Below are 19,370 nucleotides of genomic sequence, written 5' to 3' on the forward strand. Positions count from 1 at the left end.
GGGAATGTTCAATGCTCAATCCTCAACGATCAATGGTCAATGAAGAGAGAAAGAATCAATTTAAATAGAAAAGCACTCCGCCAGGGGAGTGCTTTTGTTTTATAGACAGTTCCTTATTCTTCTAAATCCTGTTAATCCATTTTTAATCCCACTAATCCGCGGTCCTCCTTTTCTCCTTTCCTCTGTGCGAAACCTTCTCTCCGCGTCTCTGCGCCTCTGCGTGAAACCCGCTGCTTGCAGCGCTCACTTACTACTTTCCCGGCTGATACTGCCGCATGGCATGTTTCTGCACATCGGTTTTGTAGTAGTAAATGTCTTTGAACTTACCGGTCAGGTAACCATCGGCCTGGTCGTTATAATGTTTGGAATTAGGATCAAAAGATTCACCACTCACTAAGATGGTTTTGGCCTTCAGTTTTCCTTTACCACCAAATTCTACAGCGGCTATAAAACTATTACCATGTACACCGTAGCGTTTTTGCGTACCTACACGACGACCATTATAAGCTGGCAATGAACCCCAGGCAGAAGAGGCCATGCCTACTGGTAAGCTAGGTAGATTGTCATCAAACTTACCATCGTTGGTGCGTTGGTAGCGGTTGATATCGCCCCAGGCTACCTGCCAGGTTTTGTATTGTTTTTCCAGCATCGTGATCACGTCTTCCAAGGCCTTTAACCGATCGGCAGCGGTGGTTTCCTTTATAATGCGCTCCGCATCAGCGCTTCCAATCTTAGTTTCAAATATCGATGCCCATTCAATGGCCAGTGTGGTGGCTATAGAGGTAGTAGAAGAATACTTATCCCATAAGCGCAAGAAGTGAATAGGCACTTCCAGTCTGCTCTTTTGAGGGTCGGCCTGTGTCAGCGCATCATAGTCTTTAAACAGTGGCGGCAGTAAGATCTCAAAAGCTGACAGGTAGTGGTCGTACCCAATGGCAATCATCTTGTCTATCGTTACATCCTGCGCTGCACTCAACAAACGCGCGGCATTGATGGCGCGGGCATTCTGTGCATCAGGGGCCATGTAGGTAGGGAAATCTTCTTTCTTTGGACTGCTGGCACCAGATACAGTGAATGGCGTAGAGTTGGTGTTTTGGATCCAGCCGGTTTTAGGATTGTATACATGTACAGTTTCGTCCAAGGCATGAATACCTTTCCAGTCGGTGGCCGATGTAGTACCATCTAGTGGTTGGCTGTAATCATATTTTGGATCACGCTTGGGCACATAGTTGCCATGCCAATAAGCAATGTTGCCACTAGCATCGGCAAACACCGTATTGTCTGATGTGTTGGCGCGTAGATTCATTACCTTTTTAAACTCCTCAAAGCCATTGGTCTTGGTTCGTTGCCAGGATTGCAGCAGGGCATTCAGCGAGCGGTTGTACTCGCGCAGGCTCAGCCACTGCCCATTGCGCTTGCCCATTACCGGGCCATGATTAGTAGCATAGGTAGTAAAGCGTTGCTCTTGCAATGCATCGCCTTGTTTATAGCGGATGGTGATCTCTTTAGTCGTTACCGGCAGTTGTTTACCATCATATAGTGTGAACAGTTTATCGCCTTTTTGTTCAACGGTTTCTTTGTACAGATCGGCTACATCGGCACGACCAGAGGTATGCATCCAGCCACAGTTCTCATTAAAACCCTGGAAGATGAAAAACGTGCCCCAGGTAACGCCACCATAAGCATTCAAGCCTTCATCGCTGATCATGTGTGCCTCTGTGCGGTAAAAGAAAGAGGTGTGCGGATTGATGTACAAGATGGCTTTTTTGTTCCTGGTTTTAGCCGGTGCTACAGCAAAGCCGTTGGAGCCTTGCTGCATCTTATCGTATAGGGGCGGCTCCTGAACAAAAGAGGTAGCCTTATCATCTATAGGATACATGTTTTGTAACTCCCGCAGTGTAACGCCACCGGTTTCGGTTGCTGATATACTACCATTGGTACGCAGCAGGGCCATCCAGGGTTCAAAGCGTTGCAGCGCCTTTGGTTTAACCTCCGGATGTTTGTAGATGTAGAAGTTGATACCATCGGCATAGGCATTCAATAGTTTTTGAAACCAGGCAGGGCTTTGCTTATAATCGGCTATAGCAGCAGCCGTATCGTAGATCATACGCATGCGCAGGTCTTCATACAAGCGATTCTTTCCATACACTTCAGAAAGGCGGCCCATCATTTCCAGGTGATTGAGCTCTACGCGTTCAAAGCTTTGCTCGCACTGTACATACATTAATCCAAATACCGCATCGGCATCGGTCTTGCCATACACATGCGGAATACCCCAGTCGTCTTCAATGATATTCACCTGCTGCGCCTGTTGCTGCCAGCGGCTGACTTCTTCTTTGGAAAAGGATTGGGCCCACAACTGCGCTGGTAGCAGGAAGGCAAAAACCAAGAGTTTCTTCACGGAGTAAAATTTTCTTAAATGTAACCCGAATTTGAGATTGAAGATGAATAATGGCGGATGTCTGATTTTATAATGTCTGATATTGGATTTTTGGATTTCATTTTTGAATTTGAACGAAAAGCATTCCCCATTGCAGTGCCTCCTCGCTATAGGACGTCCGGTAAGCATTTAATACCTTTACTGTTCATGCAGCGTTTATGACTTATGAAAGGTTTGGCTGCGCTACTCAGCTTTCCCCTTTTATAGAATGCTACTTTGTATGGGATTCAAAAACAGCCTTGGAACAAGAGCTTGTTGTAGAATCGCCACCGAATAGTTTTTGCTCCATTGTATTTAATTACGGAGATCCCTACCGGCTACAAAACATCAAATATGCGCAACTAGCCGTTCCTCGCCATTTCATTGCCGGCCAGTCTATCTACAGCTACAAACTATTTCTGCAGGGGCGTATCGGCATTACCGGCATTGTACTGAAGCCAGCGGCCCTGGCCACACTGTTTCACTTACCAGCCTACGCGTTTACGGAAGAACGGGTGGACCTGTTCAACGTTTTTTCCCATCAACTACTGCAGCCCTATATTCAACAAATAGAGGAAGCCGCCAACCCCATTGAAAAGGTAAAGGCGTTGGAAGCTTTTCTCCTGCACCAGGTACAAACCCAATCGCCCTCGCCCGACTTTATAGATATAGCAGCCAACCAGATTGTGGAGAGCAATGGCATGATCTCTATTACACAACTGGTGCAAAACAGCTGTATGTCGCGACGCACTTTTGAACGCCGCTTTTTTCAAAAGGTAGGCTTGAGTCCGAAGTACTATGCCCGTATCCGACGCATTGCACACCTGTGTAACCTTATAGCCGGAAAACAAAAAGTAAACTGGCAGGAACTCTTTTACGGGTGCGAGTATTACGACCAGGCCCATTTTATCAAAGACTTTGAAGAGTTTACCGGACGCTCCCCACAACAATACCTGCAAGAGAATACGGAACTGGCCCAATACGTGAAAAAGCCCCAGCAACAGCAACTATAGATTGCCGCATTTTTACAACCGATTGACGCACTTATACAATACTGCCTGCGCAGCGACTTGTAGCTTCACCTAAGAATCAGGATCATGAGCCGATACATTGGTTTCCTGCAAAGCAGGTTTACTAAAAAGGGGAAACGTCTGAAAAACGAAATCAACTAAAAACACATCATATGCTCACCTTAACACAACAACAACTGAGTCTGAAAAATGCCTGCGTGCAATTCATGTTTGCCTACCAGCAGCGAAACGTAGAACGGATGCTTAGCTTTTGCGAACCGGAAGGCTTGGTACATTTCCAGCCATTAGGCGAAAGTGGAACAGGTAAGATCGGGGAATTGGGCAAAGCGATCTGGAGCGGATTGATGGACGCCTTTCCGGATATTGACAATACCCTTGATGCTGCCGTAGCCGAACCCGGCAACGCTGTACGCTGCCAGGTAGTGATCCGCGGCACACAGGAAAAAGACTTTGCAGATATTCCCAACAAGGGTAAGCACTTTGACAGCGACCACATCTTTATCTTTCACTTCAATGAGCAGAATAAAATTGATAGCATTTCCATCTCCTGGGACCACGCTGATTTTAAGCGTCAATTAAGCTGAATATTTTTTTATCCTGGCTGTGTCCCTGCTACGTACATGGCCAGGATTAACATGGATGATTTGGAATTTGAGATTGATCTTTACGATTGCAGTCGATTTTTAGGTGTGAGTCTCTGAGATACCTCGCTATCGCTCGGAATGACAAAGAGTCTTTATGATTACAAGATGGTCTACGTAAGTACAAGATGCTTTACGTAAAGAAAAGCTAGCTTATGTAGCTGTTTAAGTTAGTTTCTGGATTCTATTGATTGATAAAACTACCGGGTTGTAATTTCCTTTGGTGGCCAGCCGTCAAACAACTGCGCATTGAAGAATGTCAAAGAAGGATTGACGGCTTCTATCAATGTCAGCTTTTTCTTTCTGTTCCATCCTTTGATTTCTTTCTCCCTTGCAATAGCGTTATTGATATACTGAAACGCTTCATAGAAGATCAAGTTATAGCAGTAATATTTACCAGCAAAGGTTTTTCTTCTCCCTTTGTTTAAGTAATGTTCTATAATACGCTGCTCCAGATCATTGGTAACACCTGTATAAAAAACGGTTCTCTCCGGATTAGTAACGATATAGACATAGTACTGGTGCATTGCACTTGTAATTTATTTCTTCTGTCCTATTTAGTTACTTTTTGTTTTTTGTCATTCCGAGCGATAGCGAGGAATCTCAAAGAGATGCTATCAGTAGAACCTGTAAGGTCTTATAGAATCTTGCCTTACTCTTAAACTCCAGTGCACGCCTTCTCACCATTCTCCTCCCGCCATAGCATCGATCATTTGCATTACCGTTACGCCCTCATCTGCGGAACAGGGATTATCGCCGCGGTTCAGGAAATAGTCCACCACTTTCTGTATCATGGGTTGTTGTACATGCGGCAGGGGATCAAATGCAAACTGCTGCTCACGATCACCTTGTTTCAGCACCAGCAACCGGTGATCAAATATGGAAAACTGCAAGCTGCCACCAGTACCAATGATCTCACAGTGGTCGCGTTTTTCAGGAACGGTAAAAGACCAGGTGCCATTGAATAGTACATTATTGGGAAATAATGCCTGCCCGATAGTGGTATCATCAGCACCGTATAGTTTAGAAGCATTCACCGAAAGCCCCGATACTTTTTCCGGCGTACCTAAAAAGTACAACATCAGATCGAGCTGGTGTGGCGCCAGGTCGTAAAAAAGACCACCACCGGAAATGGCGGGATGGTAACGCCAGGGGTCTTCCGTGCTAGCAATCTTGTTGTCTCTATGAGGCTGCAAACAATACAGGTTGACTAGTCGGGGTACACCAATTGCACCTTCCTCTAACAAGGATTTTACTTTTAGAAAAAGCGGCTGCGCCCTTCGGTAGTGCGCCACCGTTAGTTTCACACCTGTATCAAGGGCAGCCTGCGCCATGCGAGCAGCTGCATCGGCATGAATAGCCATTGGCTTCTCCACATACACAGGCTTACCGGCCCGCAATGCAGCTATGGTGTATTCTTCATGTTGCAAGGGAGGCGTGGCCACATAGATGGCGTTTACTTCCGGATCGTTGATCAACTGCTCCGCATCGCTGTACCAACGTTCTACTCCATGACGGCGGGCATAATCGGCTGCCTTTTCTGCATTACGTCGCATCACAGCCACCAGTTTAGAGTGGGGGACTTTATTAAAAGCAGGGCCACTTTTCACTTCGGTTACATCGCCGCAACCAATAATGCCCCAGCGGATGGTATTGTCAGTCATAAGAACCGTGTATTAGTAATTAGAGCTTGGAATTTGAATTTTGCTTTTCGGCTTCTTCTGTGCCATCCCAAAAGGAAATACATTCTTTGCCGTACGTTAAAATATTATTCCTCCAATACTGGTTCTTTGACCGCTATTGGTAATTTTTTTTCCACTACTCTTTTATAGGTGTCCATGTCTATTTCATTTTCCATTTTAGCAATTACAACGGTAGCGATGGTATTGCCAATAAAGTTGATAATAGCGCGGCCCTCACTCATAAAGCGGTCCACGCCAATGAGTAAGGCCAAACCCTCCAGCGGGATCACTTTTAATGCGGTTAGTGTGGAAGCTAAAACAATAAAGCCACTGCCTGTTACACCAGCGGCCCCTTTGCTGGTTAAGAGTAAAATGCCAATGACAGTGAGTTCCTGACCCAATGAAAGATCAATGCCAAATACCTGTGCCAGGAAGATCACGCTCATGCTCAGGTAAATAGTAGTACCGTCCAGGTTGAAACTGTAGCCGGTTGGAATTACCAAGCCTACTACTTCTTTTTCACAGCCCGCTGCTGTAAGCTTTTGCATAACAGAGGGGAGCACCGCTTCACTACTGCTTGCGCCTAGCACAATAAAGATCTCCTCTTTAATATAACCTAACAGCTTCCATAAATTGATTCCATAATACCGGCACACCAGGTGCAGCACTACAAAGATGAAAAGGAAGCCGGTGAGGTAAAAAGTTAGTAACAGTTTGCTCAACACGGCCAGGGTGGCAAAGCCAAACTTTCCAATGGTATAGGCCATACCACCAAAAGCGCCAATGGGACTAAGCCTCATTATGATCTTGAGTACATTGAACAGCGCCTTGTTGATCTTTTCAAAGCTAACCAGCAGGCTATGTCCCGACTCGCCCATCCACTTTAAACCAATAGCAAATAAAACACTGAAAAAGAGGATCTGTAAAATATCGCCTTTTGCAAAGGCGTCAACAATATTAGAAGGTACAATATGCGCGAAGAACTCGCCCCAGTTCATGTGGCTGGCTTGCTCGGAAATGGCTGACACCTGCGCATTGGGTGCATGCGTTACTGCCACGCCATGGCCTGGCTTTACCACGTTGGCGGTTACTAAACCTATGATCAGCGCCAAGGTGGTAACCACCTCAAAATAGATCAGGGCTCTTAAACCCACCCGGCCTACTTTTTTCATATCACCCGCACCGGCTATACCGGATACGATGGTGAAAAAGATCACCGGCGCAATGACCATGCGGATCATATTGATAAAGGTTTCGCTAATTAACTTGGCCGTAGGGGAAAAGCCGGGGAAAAGCCAACCTACCAACACACCGGCCGCAATGCCGATGAGAACCTGTACATAAAGTATCTTCAAATATTTCATGAAATCGCTGCTTGATAAAAGCGTTTAAAGGAATACTTCCGTTTCCCTTTTGTTGATATTGATTTGCGTCTCTTTGCTTATGATGAGCGAATCAAAAACAGGGAAGATACATAATACTCACACTTTACTATTCGTCAATATTTAAATAAGAACACGTAAGAAGACGCTGTGTTACTATATAAGTTGACAGAGGATAGATGACAGGAGGGAGAGAATAAAGAAGGGATTGGAAATTAGGGATTTGGAATTAGCAATGGATGATGGCTGATTTTGTGATGGCTGATTGGAGATTAGAATTTGAAATTTGAAATTTCACTTCTTAATTAGAATTCCCTTTATTCTCGGGTTCTTCACTACTTGCGCCTGAACTTACGTTCTGCCCACAGTAGAATAACAGCCAGTACCATTACCCATAGCATATAAGCACCAATGCTAATGCGCTCCCATACACCCATTAATGGAGTAGGTTGGCCAGCCTCCATACGTGGGGCATCTAATCCTGTTAAAATACCAGTTATTAAAAGCAACAGTACAGTGACTATAGAATAGAGGCGAAAGCGATTTCCTAACGATGCTGCAGCAAATGCTATGGTAAACAACATGATCAGTACCGTTACCATAGAGAAAACAATATGCAGGGTATCAGTAAAACTGCCTCCACCCGCCGCCAGTACCTGACGCTGGTGCATAGGCGCTAGCGGCCATGCCAGTCCGACAATACCGTGCGCTATGATCAAAATGCCCGCTTTGCCAAGGGGCCGTTTTCTGGGTGCCGACTGCCATACGCCCCATCCAAAGCCAGCTACCAGAAATGTGTATACAAAGCCTAGCCAAACCCATAGGGGTCTAGTAGGTGCGTCTATGGCCGAAAGCTCACTTACTGTTTGGCTAGCCGCATTGTAGCCTGCATACAACATCGGTATAAAAACATTCATGGTCACATATAACAAAGAAGAGAGAAGACCGCAAAGTAGCAGGCCCTTGTGCACGGCTTCCTGAATGCTGTTGTTACTTCTTGTTCGTTGCGACCATTGATGCGTAGTGGTGATGGAGGAAGACATAACCATTCATTTACTAAAAGAAGCAAAGGACACTATACAACTATAGGAATAGCTGTAAACAACTTTCTTACAAGTTCCGGTATAGTATTCAGTAATTGGATGATACTTGTCATTGCCCTTCCTGATAAACAACAAGTTTGTAAGTCCATTAAAAAAAGAACAGTTTCTTATTGCCTTCTTCTCATTATTCATCACTCATCTCCTCCCTCATTCAATATTCATCATTCCCTTCCTTCTCAACTTGTTAACCTGTCAACCCTTCTCTCTCCATTGAACATTCCCTCCCTTCATCATTCTTCATTCCTTGTTCCTTGTTCAATATTCCTTCCCTTGTCAACTTATCAACTTGTAAACCTGTCAACCCTTCCCTCACTCACCCCTCATAGCTCGCAGCTTTCCTTTCCATCAGCTAATTTTCTTCCGCTCTCTGGCTGTTTGGCTTGCAGCGTATAGCTTGCAGCGTGCAGCCTTCTCGCCATCAGCTAATCTTCACATCAGCTAATTCCCTCTCCTTTTCTAACTTGCAGTATATTATTAACCAGCTGATCATGGAATTACAAGCCGGCCTTTTTCTAAAAAGCACTGATGCCTTAAATGACACGGTGTTTTTTGAGGCAACTATTCTTATTACTGAATCTAATGCTAAAGGGGCGCTGGGTTTTGTACTCAACAAACCCTTTGGTCGTTCGCTTAATGAGCTGGAAGAATTTAAGTATAGCCTTGCTGTTCCTTTATACGAAGGTGGCCCTGTAGACCAGGAGCACTTGTTCTTTATACACCAGCGGCCTGACTTGATTGAAGAAGGAGCCCGAGTGGGCAATGGCATTTATTATGGCGGTAATTTTCAACAAGCCGTTGCAGGCATCAATGATAAAAGTCTTACCTCAAATGATATCAAGATCTTTGTGGGCTATTGTGGCTGGGATGCCGGCGAGCTGGAAGCAGAGATTGAAGAAGGTAGCTGGGTGATCGTTGAAGGTAATCATGAAATGGTCTTTGGCTGATCTTTGTTTATGAGTGGCGCATTCCTTTTCTTCTCCTGATAATCAGTATCTTCATTCCCCCTTTATGGCTCACGAAACACCCATTGTCAACACCTTACCGGGTTTAGACATCAGTACACTCTGTACGTGGTTGCCCAGCAGCAGTGTATTGCTTCAACCCAATGCGCCTCAATATACCATTGTAGCAGCTAGTGCTGCCTTTGGCGATCTTATGGACATCCCACATCACCTTTTACCAGGTAAAAGCTATTGGGATCTACCGTCTTTTCAAACGAGTAGTGAAACCGTAACTTCTATCCGCACCTCGCTTGAAACAATCCAGACACATAAAGAACATCGCCAAGTGTTGTATGGCCGCCTGCCTATGCAACAAGGCCAGGAAAAAACGGTGATCATTACCCACCAGCCAGTGTTAAGCACAAATGGCACGCTGCTCTATATTCTACAAACGGTAGAAGATAAAAGCACTTCACCTCAAGAACTACATGCCGCTAATGATAGTGAGCTACAGTTACAGCAACTGATTGAAAGTGTGCCGGCTATTCTCTGGATGACAGCCGCCGACGGCCAGTGTACCTACCTGAACAAACCCTGGTGCGCGATCACTGGTCAAACGTTGGAAGAGGCATTAGGCTATGGCTGGCTAGGCGCCACCCACCCCGATGATAAGGAAGCGGCCGGAAACTTATTTATAGAAGCCAATAAGCAGCATACAGCTTTTACCGTTCGTTACCGTTTACGTCAGCAGGATGGCTCTTACCGCTGGGTCATAGACAAGGGAAAACCCCGCTTTGACAGTGCTGGCAACTATTTAGGCATGATCGGTACCGTATTGGATATTCACGATCAAAAGCTGGCCGAAGACAGAAGTCAGAACCTGATTTCTATTATAGAAGCCAGCCAGGAGTTTGTGGGACTGGCCAACCTGGATGCTACCATTAGTTTCATTAACCCTGCGGGCCTACGCATGCTGGGCTGGGAAGGTGTGGCAGGTAAAACGGTTCTGGATGCCATTCACCCGACGATAAAGCCATTGCCCAGAAGCTATTACCCCTTTTGTTTACAAAAGGTCATTTCTCGCAAGAGATCCGGTTGATTCACGCTCCTACCGGCGAGCCGGTATGGATACAATGGAACGCCATTGCTATTCGGGATAAGCGATCGGGTGAGGTTACCAGCCTTGCTACTATCAGTGCCAATATTACAGAACGAAAGAAAACAGAAGCGGCCTTACGCCAAAGCGAGGAACGCATACGCAGCTTCGTTGAAAGTGCACCCTTCCCTATAGGTGTGTATATAGGCAAAGAGATGCGTATTGAACTGGCCAACCAATCCATCATTGACGTATGGGGTAAAGGAAATGATGTTATTGGCAAGCGCTATGCGGATATACTTCCGGAATTGAGCAATCAGCATATTTACGAACAGCTGGACCTTGTGTATACTACAGGCCAGCCGTTTCATGCCAAGTACCAGCAGGTTGATATTGTCATTGATGGAGAACTGCGTCCCTTTTTCTTCAACTATAGCTTTACCCCACTGTTTGATGGTGCCGGAAAAGTATATGGTGTAATGAACACGGCTGCTGAAGTCACCGATCTGGTAATGGCGCGCAAAAAAGTGGAAGAAAGTGAAGCGCAGTTTCGTCACCTGGTAATGCAGGCGCCAGTTGCCATGGCAGTATTCAAAGGCGATGACCTGGTGGCTGAAATTGCTAACGACTACTACCTGCCCCTGGTAGACAGAACGCGAGAGGAATTTTTAGGGCGTCCCTTGTTAGAAGCCTTACCTGAAGCCAGAGCCAGACTGGAACCCCTGGTTAAGCAACTGCTGCACACCGGCGAACCTGTTATCCTGTCAGAGTACCAGATTATCCTTAACCGCCATGGCCGAATGGAAACCTGTTATTTCAACGGTATCTGGGAGCCGCTACGAGATGTAAATGGGAAGGCGAATGGTTTTATGGTGGTAGCCCACGAAGTAACAGTCCAGGTTATAGCCCGTCAGCAAATAGAAGAGATAGTAGCACAACGCACACACGAACTGGCCCAGGCCAATGAAGCCTTGCTACGCTCAAACCAAGAGCTGGAGCGCTCTAATGCCAACCTGGAGGAGTTTGCACACGCTGCCTCGCACGATATGAAAGAACCCATACGCAAGGTGCTTACGTTTTCAGACCGGTTAAAAGCCAGCTTGAATACGCGTATGACCGATACCGAGAGACACCTGTTTGAACGTATGGAGAATTCCACGCACCGCATGGGCTTGCTGGTGGATGACCTGCTGGAGTTTTCGCACGTGAGCGAACGCCCCCTTGAAATGGAAGAAGCTGATCTTAATGAATGTGTGCACCGTGTATTTACCGACCTGGAGCTGGCCATTGAAGAAAAGAAAGCCACCATTCGTGTAGAAAACCTGCCAGTAATAAAAGGCTACAAACGCCAACTGCAGCAACTGTTTCAAAACCTGATTGGCAATGCCCTGAAATACAGTAAAACAACCATTGCCCCAGAAATTACGATCACAGCCCGCTTGGTAAAGGGGCAGGATGCGCCCATTCCTTTATTGCCCGATCTGGATGACCAACTCTTTCACTGGATCACGGTAAGTGATAATGGAATTGGCTTTGAACAACAATATGCCGAGCGCATCTTTGGCATGTTCCAACGCCTGCATGGCAAGACCGAGTATGCCGGCACCGGTGTAGGTTTATCCATTGCCCGCAAAGTAGTAGAGAACCACCAGGGTTTTATATGGGCGGAAGGGCAAGAAGGAGAAGGTGCTCGCTTTCATATTTTATTACCTGCGTAGTGGTTTGTTTTTATAATCAAGAGGCTTATGCTGTGTAGGCAGCTTGATCATGATCATTGAATCCTGAGCCTGTCGAAGGATGGGACACTCACACCCTCAACCTGCTTACTTTGTTAAAGGCTTTTACAATCGCCCTGAACTTATTACAAAGACTGATAATTGGTCTAATAATACGTTTAGTATTCCTTAACGTTTCACTTATTCAGGCAGTAAAGGATACAGCAACTACTATTATGGTATAAGCGGGGTCTTCACTGCGTGGGCATGTGTGTAGCGAGCCCCGCTTGAGCGAGTGGGAACTAAGTTTTGTTAGAGCATGAGCAACATCGACTGATTCTTTTTTTAAGCTAAAACAATCGAACACTTGTGCGGATTCACCAACAACAATAATCTTTAAAACACTTTGCTTAGTACGCCATGCCAAAAACAGAAACACTACTCGCCACTCACCATTCACTATTGACCATTGACTTTCTTTTTGTAGACTGTCGTCTGTTGACCGAGGACTAAACTCACCACTCACCTTCTTGATTTGCAACAACACAAACTCTCTTCTTTGGCCGTGCCAAAATCAATTTGTTTTTCCTTAAAGAATTTTGGCAAGAGCTAACAACGGCAATCGTTTTCTTGCATGCCAATCTTTCTCTTCAAACATTTAAAAAAACAGTCCCTAAGTGTAATCAACTAGTAGCTGTTTTGTTTTCCTACCTACACGGCAAATCAAATAGCCACATTTCCCCTTATATATTGCCCGTATCAAATCCTCTTTTAACGATGCCTTAATGGTTCTCCAATACCAAGATCATTGTGCTTATATATATGGTATAAATAACGTTATAGCACATGCGCGATACTGAAAACTACTTTTTAGTAGCACCCGTGCCAAACCCTTGCCCCTAAAGGGTTTGATCGAAATCTATAAAACGAAAAGCGACTACCGATTCTAGGAATATACACTTAGAGAGCTCTACCATAATCCGACTAAGTCCACAACTCTGTGCAAAAAACACCTCAATATGGAATGGTATTCGTTTTCACTGCGGCGTTAATTCAACAAGTTCACATTGAAAAAAGCGGTCAGCCAATAAAGTTGGCCTCCATCATCATTCATCTAAAAAACAATCTAAAGACCATGAAAAACAAGAGTATTAAATTATCACTGATGATCCCGTATCTATCGGTGATCCTTTTGGCTACTGCTTGTAAGAAAGACGATCTGTCTGCTGAAAACAATTCAGTGGCAACAGCATCAACTTCTTCTGAAACTTTAGCACTCGATGCACCTACGGCCACAACAACAACCACAACTTCATCTACTACATCTTCAACTACTCGGTATGAAGCGGAGAATTACGCGAGCATGAGCGGAGTAGGACTGGATGCATGTAGCGAAGGTGGAAAGAACGTAGGTTCTATTCAAGCTGGCGACTGGATGAAATACACAGTCAATGCTCCAGCAGCTGGTTCATACAAATTAAACTTCCGCGTGGCGGGTCCTGGTGGACAGTTCCAGGTGCGTAATGCAGCCGGTACTGTACTGGCAACCGTTACAGCTCCTAAGACCACTAGTTACCAGACTTATACAACAGTGAGCGTAAACGCTAATCTTGCTTCCGGTTCACAGACTATTCAATTGTATGCAGCAACCGGTGGTTACAATATCAATTGGTTTGAAGTAGTAGGCGGTACTACCTCTACTTCAGGAACAGGTAGTGCAACAGCACCAACTACGCCAACAGCACCAACTACGCCTACTGCACCAACGGGTTCTACTGGCGCACTGGGTAGTACTACCATCGGCTCTAACACCCTGTTCCGTGAGACTTTTGAAGGTACTTCTCCATGGAGTGGCTTTGGTCAGGAGTGGTATACTTCGTATGCCTTCACAACAGCTACTACACCGGCCCTGCAGGGTTCCAAGGTAGGTCGTTTTGAACTGCGTGATACCGATCCCAACTACCGTTCTGAAGTACGTTTCCCGTCTTCTTATAACGGAAAAGACCGTTGGGTTTCTTTCTCTGTGTATTGGCCATCCAGTGGCATGAAGGACGATTCTAAACCAGAATTGTTCCACCAGGCCCACCAGACGTCCCAGACTTCACCTCCCGTGAGCCTGATCGTAAAAAATGGTCACATCTGGGCCGAGGTTAATGGACAGGTGTTCTCTGGTGCCCTAGGTTCTGGTACCTCGAAGACCATGGACATTGGTGCGGTGCCAAAAGACCAGTGGGTACGTTTTGTCATTCACTATAAGTTTTCTTACAACACGGATGGTGCGTGGCAGATCTGGAAAAATGGTTCCCAGGTGTTGAACTATGCGGGTAAAACCATTTATCCACCAGCGATCACCTCTAACCTGCCAACCTTTAAACTGGGTATCTACAAGTGGGTATGGAGTGGAACTGCAACAAGCGATGCAACGCTTCGTGTAATGTACGTAGATGATGTACGCGTGGGTAATGAAAACAGTTCATTAAGTACAATGTAATCCATCAATAACGCAGGCTGGGTGTTTGATTAAAAAGTGAACTTAGTGAACACCCAATCTCAAAGCCAGGAGCAATCCTGGCTTTTTTTATTTTGTATCGTTTCATGGCAGCACTGAATCATACCTCTTTATTGGCATTAGTGTAATGCTTTCTTCTTCTCTGCAGCTACCCATACCTAATTTAATGGCGCAAGTATAAAAGCGTTTCGAATTATTAGTTTAGTCATTGTATGTATTGTACTAAACGTATACCTTGTAGATAAAAGTTAACGTCAATGAAAGGACTACAAATTATAGGCGTTTGCTTGATCGTGCTGGGTATTGTTATGATCGCTACTGGCGGCTTTAGTTTTAAGCAACGCGAGAAGATTATTGATACCAACACGGTTGATCTTTCGATCAAAAAAGAAAAGACTGTCACCTGGCCCTGGTTTGCAGGCGGTATTATTGTTATTGGCGGCATAGGCCTGTTGCTGGTAGGCGGCAATAAAAGAAATTGATGGCGTATACCTTTGCCAACAAGCAATGTTTGCCTTCAATACCTGCCTATAACGTCAGTGCCTAAACGTTTTTTATTATCTGTCTTTAGGCCGACACAGTCTCCAATAACTGTAATAGCTGATGTGCCGCTTCTTCGGAGGAAGCTGGATTTTGACCGGTTATCAGCAGCCCTTCTTTTACTACGTAAGCAGCCCAGTCGTCTTTTTTGGAGTAAATACCCCCTTTCTTTTTCAGCTCGTCTTCTAGCAAAAAAGGCACTACACTGGTTAGTCCTACCGCTTCTTCTTCCGTATTGGTAAAACCTGTAACCTGTTTTCCTTTCACCAGGGGCTCACCATTGGCGTCTTTGACATTAAGCAGCACAGCTGGTGCATGACATACAGCAGCCACTGGCTTTTTTGACGCCCAGAATGTTTCAATCAGCTTTATGGAGTCCGGATCGGAAGAAAGATCCCACAAAGGACCATGGCCACCGGGATAGAATACCGCATCAAAATCAGCAGCGTTTACTTCACTTAGTTTTTTGGTGTTGGCCAATTGCTTTTGTAAGGCCTCGTCTTTATCAAAACGTTTAGTGGCTTCGGTTTGCGCACCAGGTTCTGAACTTTTGGGATCAATAGGCGGCTGCCCACCCTTGGGTGATGCCAGCGTAATATCTACACCCGCATCACGCAGTACATAATATGGTGCAGCAAATTCCTCCGTCCAGAAACCAGTCTTTTTACCGGTGTTGCCCAGCTCGCTGTGCGAGGTTAATACAATCAATACTTTCATGGTGTTCTCCTTTTGTATTTGGAAGAAAGACGCCACAAGAAACGGACCCTTCTAAACTCAGCAGGAGCTTTTAGATGGAAGAAGGTTTTCACGTAGAGCGCTTCGCGCATTTTTGTTTCGCGCAGAGGCGCCAAGTTTTAAAGGCGCAAAGAAAGGGTTTCGCACAGAGGAAAGGAGAAAAGGAGAAAGGATTTCACGCAAAGGCGCAAAGAATCAAAGACGCTAAGGAATGACAGGTTATAAACTAAAAGCCCTCCACTTAAGGGGTGCTTTTTTATTTACCGCCTCCATTAATAATCAATCATTATTCATTTCTAATCATTGATTATTGAGCATTGAACATTTCCTTTCTTGTTCCTTGTTTCTTGCCCCTTGTGCCTTTTCTCCACTTCTTCCTTCATCCTTCCTTGTTCCTTGTTCAATATTCTTCTCCTATTCTCTGCGCCCTCTGCGCGAAACAAATAAGCGCGAAGCGCTTCTCTTAAGGGCTGAGGCTGTGCGCTTGTTATTTATTTTCAAAAAGATGCGGGCTTACGGTCCACACATGCCCTTGACCAGCAATGAGGGCTTCGGCTGTTTCGGGTCCCCAGGTGCCGGCAGCGTAGTTGGGAAAATCCAGCGAATCGCGTGTGGCCCAGGTTTCCAGTATGGGTGTGATCACATCCCAGGCTTCTTCTACCTGGTCGGCACGCATAAATAAAGTAGCGTCGCCTTGCATGGTATCCAGCAATAGCGTTTCATATGCTTCGGGCGTTTGCGTAGAACACTTGTCGTAATCAAACACCATTTCGCCTGGCTGCAGGTTCATTTCCAGCCCTGGCCGTTTGGCAATAAAGCGGATGCTGATATCCATTTGCGGCTGAATGTTTATGGTAAGCCGGTTAGGTATAAGGCTACCAACCTTACTTTGCGGAAAGGTGGAGTGTGGTACCGGCCTAAACTGGATGGTAATAGAGGATGTTTTTTCCTGCATACGCTTACCGGTGCGCAGGTAAAAAGGCACACCCTGCCAGCGCCAGTTATCGATATACAATTTCAGGGCGGCATACGTTTCGGTGTTAGATTGCGGATTCACACCTTTTTCCTCGCGATAGCCGGGTACTTTTTTGCCTTGCAACCAACCGCCAGCATACTGGCCGCGCACTGCATACATATGTACTTCTTCTGGCTTCAATCTCCGCACAGCCCGCAACACATCTACCTTGCGATTACGGATCTCCTCTGCATCAAACGATACAGGTGGCTCCATAGCAACCATGCATAAAATTTGTAACAGGTGGTTTTGTATCATATCGCGCAAAGCGCCAGATCCTTCATAATAATCGCCGCGGTCTTCCACACCCACCGTTTCCGCAACGGTGATCTGCACTGAATCGATATAGTTGCGGTTCCAGATAGGTTCAAACAAGGCATTGCCAAAGCGAAAGACCAGGATATTCTGCACGGTTTCTTTTCCCAAGTAGTGATCGATGCGGTAGATCTGCTCTTCCTTGAAGGTGCGTGTCAGCAGGCGATTGAGTTCAATAGCCGATTCTTTATCATGGCCAAAAGGCTTTTCTACAATAATGCGATCCATGGCTGCATCAGCGGCCAAGCCGACCTTACCAATGTTTGTAGCAACGGCTGCAATTAACTGGGGCGCTACCGACAGGTAAAATAGCCGATTGGCACGGGTTCCCCATTGATCATCGATATGGTCTAAATGCTCTTTGAGTTTTTGGTAAGAAGCAGCATCATTGACGTCGGAGGGCAGGTAGGTAATGAACGACTTAAAATGCTCCCATTGTTCCTCGTTGGGCTTACCTCTACGTGAGAATTCACCCAACCCTTCTTTTAGCTTTTCCTGATAGGCACCATTATCCAGTGGGGTGCGGCCCAGCCCAATAATGGCAAACTTTTCCGGCAGGTAACCATCAAGGTAAAGGTTGTAAAAAGCAGGCAACAACTTGCGCTTTGTCAGGTCGCCCGTACCGCCAAAGATGACAATGATAGTAGGAGCGGCTTTATCGTTTTCGTGGTTCATTGTGTTTCGTGTTTAAGGGTCATTGTTGAAGCTGCAAGCTATACGCTACACGCTGCACGCATATAAACAGGCTGTTTGGCTTGTAGCGTGTAGCTTGCAGCGTGTAGCCTCACTCCCATTCCGTATGAAAAACGCCCTCGCGGTCGATACGTTCATACTGGTGGGCGCCGAAAAAATCGCGCTGGGCCTGGATCAGGTTGCCCGGTAAATGGGCGCTGCGATAGGCATCGAAATAGGAAAGCGCCGCCATTGAGGCAGCTGCAGGAATGCCTTTATCTACAGCCATCATCACCATCCAACGCAGGTCTGCCTGCCGTTGTGCAATGATGGAAGCCACCTCCTCGTCCAACAGCAGGTTGATCAGTTCTGGGTTCCGGGCGTAGGCACTGCGGAAAAGCTCCAGGCTTTGTGAGCGAATAATACAGCCGCCGCGCCAAATGCGCGCTACACTTTCCAGCTCAATACCGTACATATAGGCCTTAGATGCCACCTGCAGCTGCGAAAGCCCCTGCGCATAAGTAATGATAGTAGCCGCGTATAAGGCGCTCTTCAAGCGCTCCAGTGTTTGTTGCATATTGGCCGGCTGCTCGCTATTTATTACCGATGAGAAGCGCTGTGCGGCCAATGTGCGTTCTTCTTTATGAGCAGACAGGTCGCGCATCATTACTGCGGTATCGATAACGGGAACGGGCACCTGCAGATCCATGGCGTTTTGAGAGGTCCACTTGCCGGTGCCTTTGGCGCGGGCGCGGTCAGCAATCATGTTCACCAGCAACTGCCCCGTTTCTGGATCTCTTGTTTTGAAAATATCGGCAGTGATCTTTATTAAGTAGGACTGCAGCTCTTGCTGATCCCAAGTGTCAAAGGTTTGTTGAATGGCTTCGTCTGGCAGGCCCAGTCCACGTTTCAGCATGTCGTACACTTCAGCAATCAACTGCATAATCCCATACTCGATACCGTTATGCACCATTTTTACATAGTGACCAGCCGAGCCATTACCTAGCCAGGTCACGCAGGGTTGCCCATCTACCTTGGCAGCAATGGCTTCAAATACGGGACGTAGCCGCTCGTAGGCGGACCTGTCGCCACCCGGCATCATGCTGGGACCATAGCGGGCACCTTTTTCACCACCCGAAATACCCATTCCAAAAAAATGGATCTTTTGTTTGCCCAACTCCAGGGCCCGACGGTCGGTATCGGTGAAATACGTATTGCCTCCATCAATAATGATATCGCCTTCATTCAAATGGGGCAGCATACCTGAAATGGCTATATCAACAGGCTTGCCGGCCGGCACCAGCATCAAGATAGCCCTTGGCGTTCGTAGTGCACTTACAAAATCAACAACGGCCGATACGCCTTTTACGTGCTGCTGGGGGCCCACCTCTTTAGCCAGCACTGTAGCTTTCAACGGATCGAGGTCCAGACCCAACACAGAAAAGCCCTGATCGGCCATATTCAATAACAAGTTCCTGCCCATTGTACCCAGGCCAACGATCCCAAATTCATATTCTTCCATAGACTAATTTCAGATTGAAGATTTTAGATTGCAGATTTTGGATTTTCAAGTG

The 19,370-nt window shown here is 46.2% G+C and carries 15 protein-coding genes; 7 read left to right on the forward strand and 8 right to left on the reverse strand.

Going from position 1 to position 19,370, the window contains the following annotated elements; genetic code table 11:
• Positions 1-250: 250 nt before the first annotated feature.
• Positions 251-2,401, reverse strand: coding sequence for a penicillin acylase family protein (locus SY85_RS14460; RefSeq protein ID WP_066405620.1), 2,151 nt, complete (start codon positions 2,399-2,401; stop codon positions 251-253).
• Positions 2,402-2,598: 197 nt separating this feature from the next.
• On the opposite strand from SY85_RS14460, the gene SY85_RS14465 reads away from it, so the two are divergent.
• Positions 2,599-3,432 (forward strand): helix-turn-helix domain-containing protein, encoded by an 834-nt coding sequence (locus SY85_RS14465; RefSeq protein WP_066405621.1) that lies wholly within the window; start codon positions 2,599-2,601, stop codon positions 3,430-3,432.
• A gap of 170 nt (positions 3,433-3,602) precedes the next feature.
• The gene (locus SY85_RS14470; protein WP_066405622.1) at positions 3,603-4,034 is read left to right on the forward strand and encodes an ester cyclase; all 432 of its coding nucleotides are present in this window, start codon (positions 3,603-3,605) and stop codon (positions 4,032-4,034) included.
• A gap of 257 nt (positions 4,035-4,291) precedes the next feature.
• On the opposite strand, the gene SY85_RS14475 is transcribed toward SY85_RS14470, so the two are convergent.
• From SY85_RS14475 to SY85_RS14490, 4 genes are all read right to left on the reverse strand, one after another.
• Entirely contained in the window at positions 4,292-4,618 is a 327-nt protein-coding gene (locus SY85_RS14475; RefSeq protein WP_066405623.1) for a GIY-YIG nuclease family protein, read from the reverse strand.
• Between the two features lie 153 nt (positions 4,619-4,771).
• The gene (locus SY85_RS14480) at positions 4,772-5,755 is read right to left on the reverse strand and encodes a Gfo/Idh/MocA family protein (protein WP_066405624.1); all 984 of its coding nucleotides are present in this window, start codon (positions 5,753-5,755) and stop codon (positions 4,772-4,774) included.
• A gap of 104 nt (positions 5,756-5,859) precedes the next feature.
• On the reverse strand, positions 5,860-7,137 hold the full coding sequence (dctA, locus tag SY85_RS14485; RefSeq protein WP_066405625.1) for a C4-dicarboxylate transporter DctA: 1,278 nt from the start codon (positions 7,135-7,137) through the stop codon (positions 5,860-5,862).
• A 353-nt stretch (positions 7,138-7,490) separates the two neighbouring features.
• Positions 7,491-8,198 (reverse strand): DUF998 domain-containing protein, encoded by a 708-nt coding sequence (locus SY85_RS14490; protein WP_158512978.1) that lies wholly within the window; start codon positions 8,196-8,198, stop codon positions 7,491-7,493.
• A gap of 548 nt (positions 8,199-8,746) precedes the next feature.
• Here SY85_RS14490 and SY85_RS14495 point away from each other — a divergent pair.
• The 5 genes from SY85_RS14495 (at position 8,747) to SY85_RS14520 (ending at position 15,001) form a co-directional block, all read left to right on the forward strand.
• On the forward strand, positions 8,747-9,202 hold the full coding sequence (locus SY85_RS14495) for a YqgE/AlgH family protein (RefSeq protein WP_066405626.1): 456 nt from the start codon (positions 8,747-8,749) through the stop codon (positions 9,200-9,202).
• Between the two features lie 64 nt (positions 9,203-9,266).
• Positions 9,267-10,298 carry a PAS domain-containing protein gene (locus tag SY85_RS14500; protein ID WP_066405627.1) on the forward strand — a complete coding sequence of 344 codons (1,032 nt, stop codon included), beginning with the start codon at positions 9,267-9,269 and terminating at the stop codon, positions 10,296-10,298.
• The gene (locus tag SY85_RS14505) at positions 10,259-12,013 is read left to right on the forward strand and encodes a sensor histidine kinase (RefSeq protein ID WP_082886466.1); all 1,755 of its coding nucleotides are present in this window, start codon (positions 10,259-10,261) and stop codon (positions 12,011-12,013) included. The genes SY85_RS14500 and SY85_RS14505 overlap by 40 nt, the downstream gene beginning before the upstream one ends.
• A 1,021-nt stretch (positions 12,014-13,034) precedes the next feature.
• A complete protein-coding gene (locus tag SY85_RS14515) occupies positions 13,035-14,501 on the forward strand; it encodes a heparin lyase I family protein (RefSeq protein ID WP_066405630.1) in 1,467 nt (488 codons plus the stop codon).
• 275 nt (positions 14,502-14,776) lie between these two features.
• A complete protein-coding gene (locus SY85_RS14520; RefSeq protein ID WP_066405631.1) occupies positions 14,777-15,001 on the forward strand; it encodes a hypothetical protein in 225 nt (74 codons plus the stop codon).
• Positions 15,002-15,086: 85 nt separating this feature from the next.
• Here SY85_RS14520 and SY85_RS14525 read toward each other — a convergent pair whose 3' ends face one another.
• The 3 genes from SY85_RS14525 to gndA form a co-directional block, all read right to left on the reverse strand.
• Entirely contained in the window at positions 15,087-15,776 is a 690-nt protein-coding gene (locus tag SY85_RS14525; RefSeq protein ID WP_066405632.1) for a type 1 glutamine amidotransferase domain-containing protein, read from the reverse strand.
• A gap of 505 nt (positions 15,777-16,281) precedes the next feature.
• On the reverse strand, positions 16,282-17,799 hold the full coding sequence (zwf, locus tag SY85_RS14530) for a glucose-6-phosphate dehydrogenase (protein WP_066405633.1): 1,518 nt from the start codon (positions 17,797-17,799) through the stop codon (positions 16,282-16,284).
• A 109-nt stretch (positions 17,800-17,908) separates the two neighbouring features.
• On the reverse strand, positions 17,909-19,318 hold the full coding sequence (gene gndA / locus SY85_RS14535) for an NADP-dependent phosphogluconate dehydrogenase (protein WP_066405634.1): 1,410 nt from the start codon (positions 19,316-19,318) through the stop codon (positions 17,909-17,911).
• Between the last annotated feature and the right edge of the window lie 52 nt (positions 19,319-19,370).

It is taken from the genome of Flavisolibacter tropicus (assembly GCF_001644645.1).
Lineage (GTDB): Bacteria > Bacteroidota > Bacteroidia > Chitinophagales > Chitinophagaceae > Flavisolibacter > Flavisolibacter tropicus.

Bases quoted from the DNA above. Each gene is read 5' to 3' on its own strand.
- SY85_RS14465 (WP_066405621.1), top strand. From the start codon at position 2,599: ATGACTTATGAAAGGTTTGGCTGCGCTACTCAGCTTTCCCCTTTTATA.
- SY85_RS14470 (WP_066405622.1), top strand. From the start codon at position 3,603: ATGCTCACCTTAACACAACAACAACTGAGTCTGAAAAATGCCTGCGTG.
- SY85_RS14475 (WP_066405623.1), bottom strand. From the start codon at position 4,618: ATGCACCAGTACTATGTCTATATCGTTACTAATCCGGAGAGAACCGTT.
- SY85_RS14480 (WP_066405624.1), bottom strand. From the start codon at position 5,755: ATGACTGACAATACCATCCGCTGGGGCATTATTGGTTGCGGCGATGTA.
- dctA (WP_066405625.1), bottom strand. From the start codon at position 7,137: ATGAAATATTTGAAGATACTTTATGTACAGGTTCTCATCGGCATTGCG.
- SY85_RS14490 (WP_158512978.1), bottom strand. From the start codon at position 8,198: ATGTCTTCCTCCATCACCACTACGCATCAATGGTCGCAACGAACAAGA.
- SY85_RS14495 (WP_066405626.1), top strand. From the start codon at position 8,747: ATGGAATTACAAGCCGGCCTTTTTCTAAAAAGCACTGATGCCTTAAAT.
- SY85_RS14500 (WP_066405627.1), top strand. From the start codon at position 9,267: ATGGCTCACGAAACACCCATTGTCAACACCTTACCGGGTTTAGACATC.
- SY85_RS14515 (WP_066405630.1), top strand. From the start codon at position 13,035: ATGGTATTCGTTTTCACTGCGGCGTTAATTCAACAAGTTCACATTGAA.
- SY85_RS14520 (WP_066405631.1), top strand. From the start codon at position 14,777: ATGAAAGGACTACAAATTATAGGCGTTTGCTTGATCGTGCTGGGTATT.
- SY85_RS14525 (WP_066405632.1), bottom strand. From the start codon at position 15,776: ATGAAAGTATTGATTGTATTAACCTCGCACAGCGAGCTGGGCAACACC.
- zwf (WP_066405633.1), bottom strand. From the start codon at position 17,799: ATGAACCACGAAAACGATAAAGCCGCTCCTACTATCATTGTCATCTTT.
- gndA (WP_066405634.1), bottom strand. From the start codon at position 19,318: ATGGAAGAATATGAATTTGGGATCGTTGGCCTGGGTACAATGGGCAGG.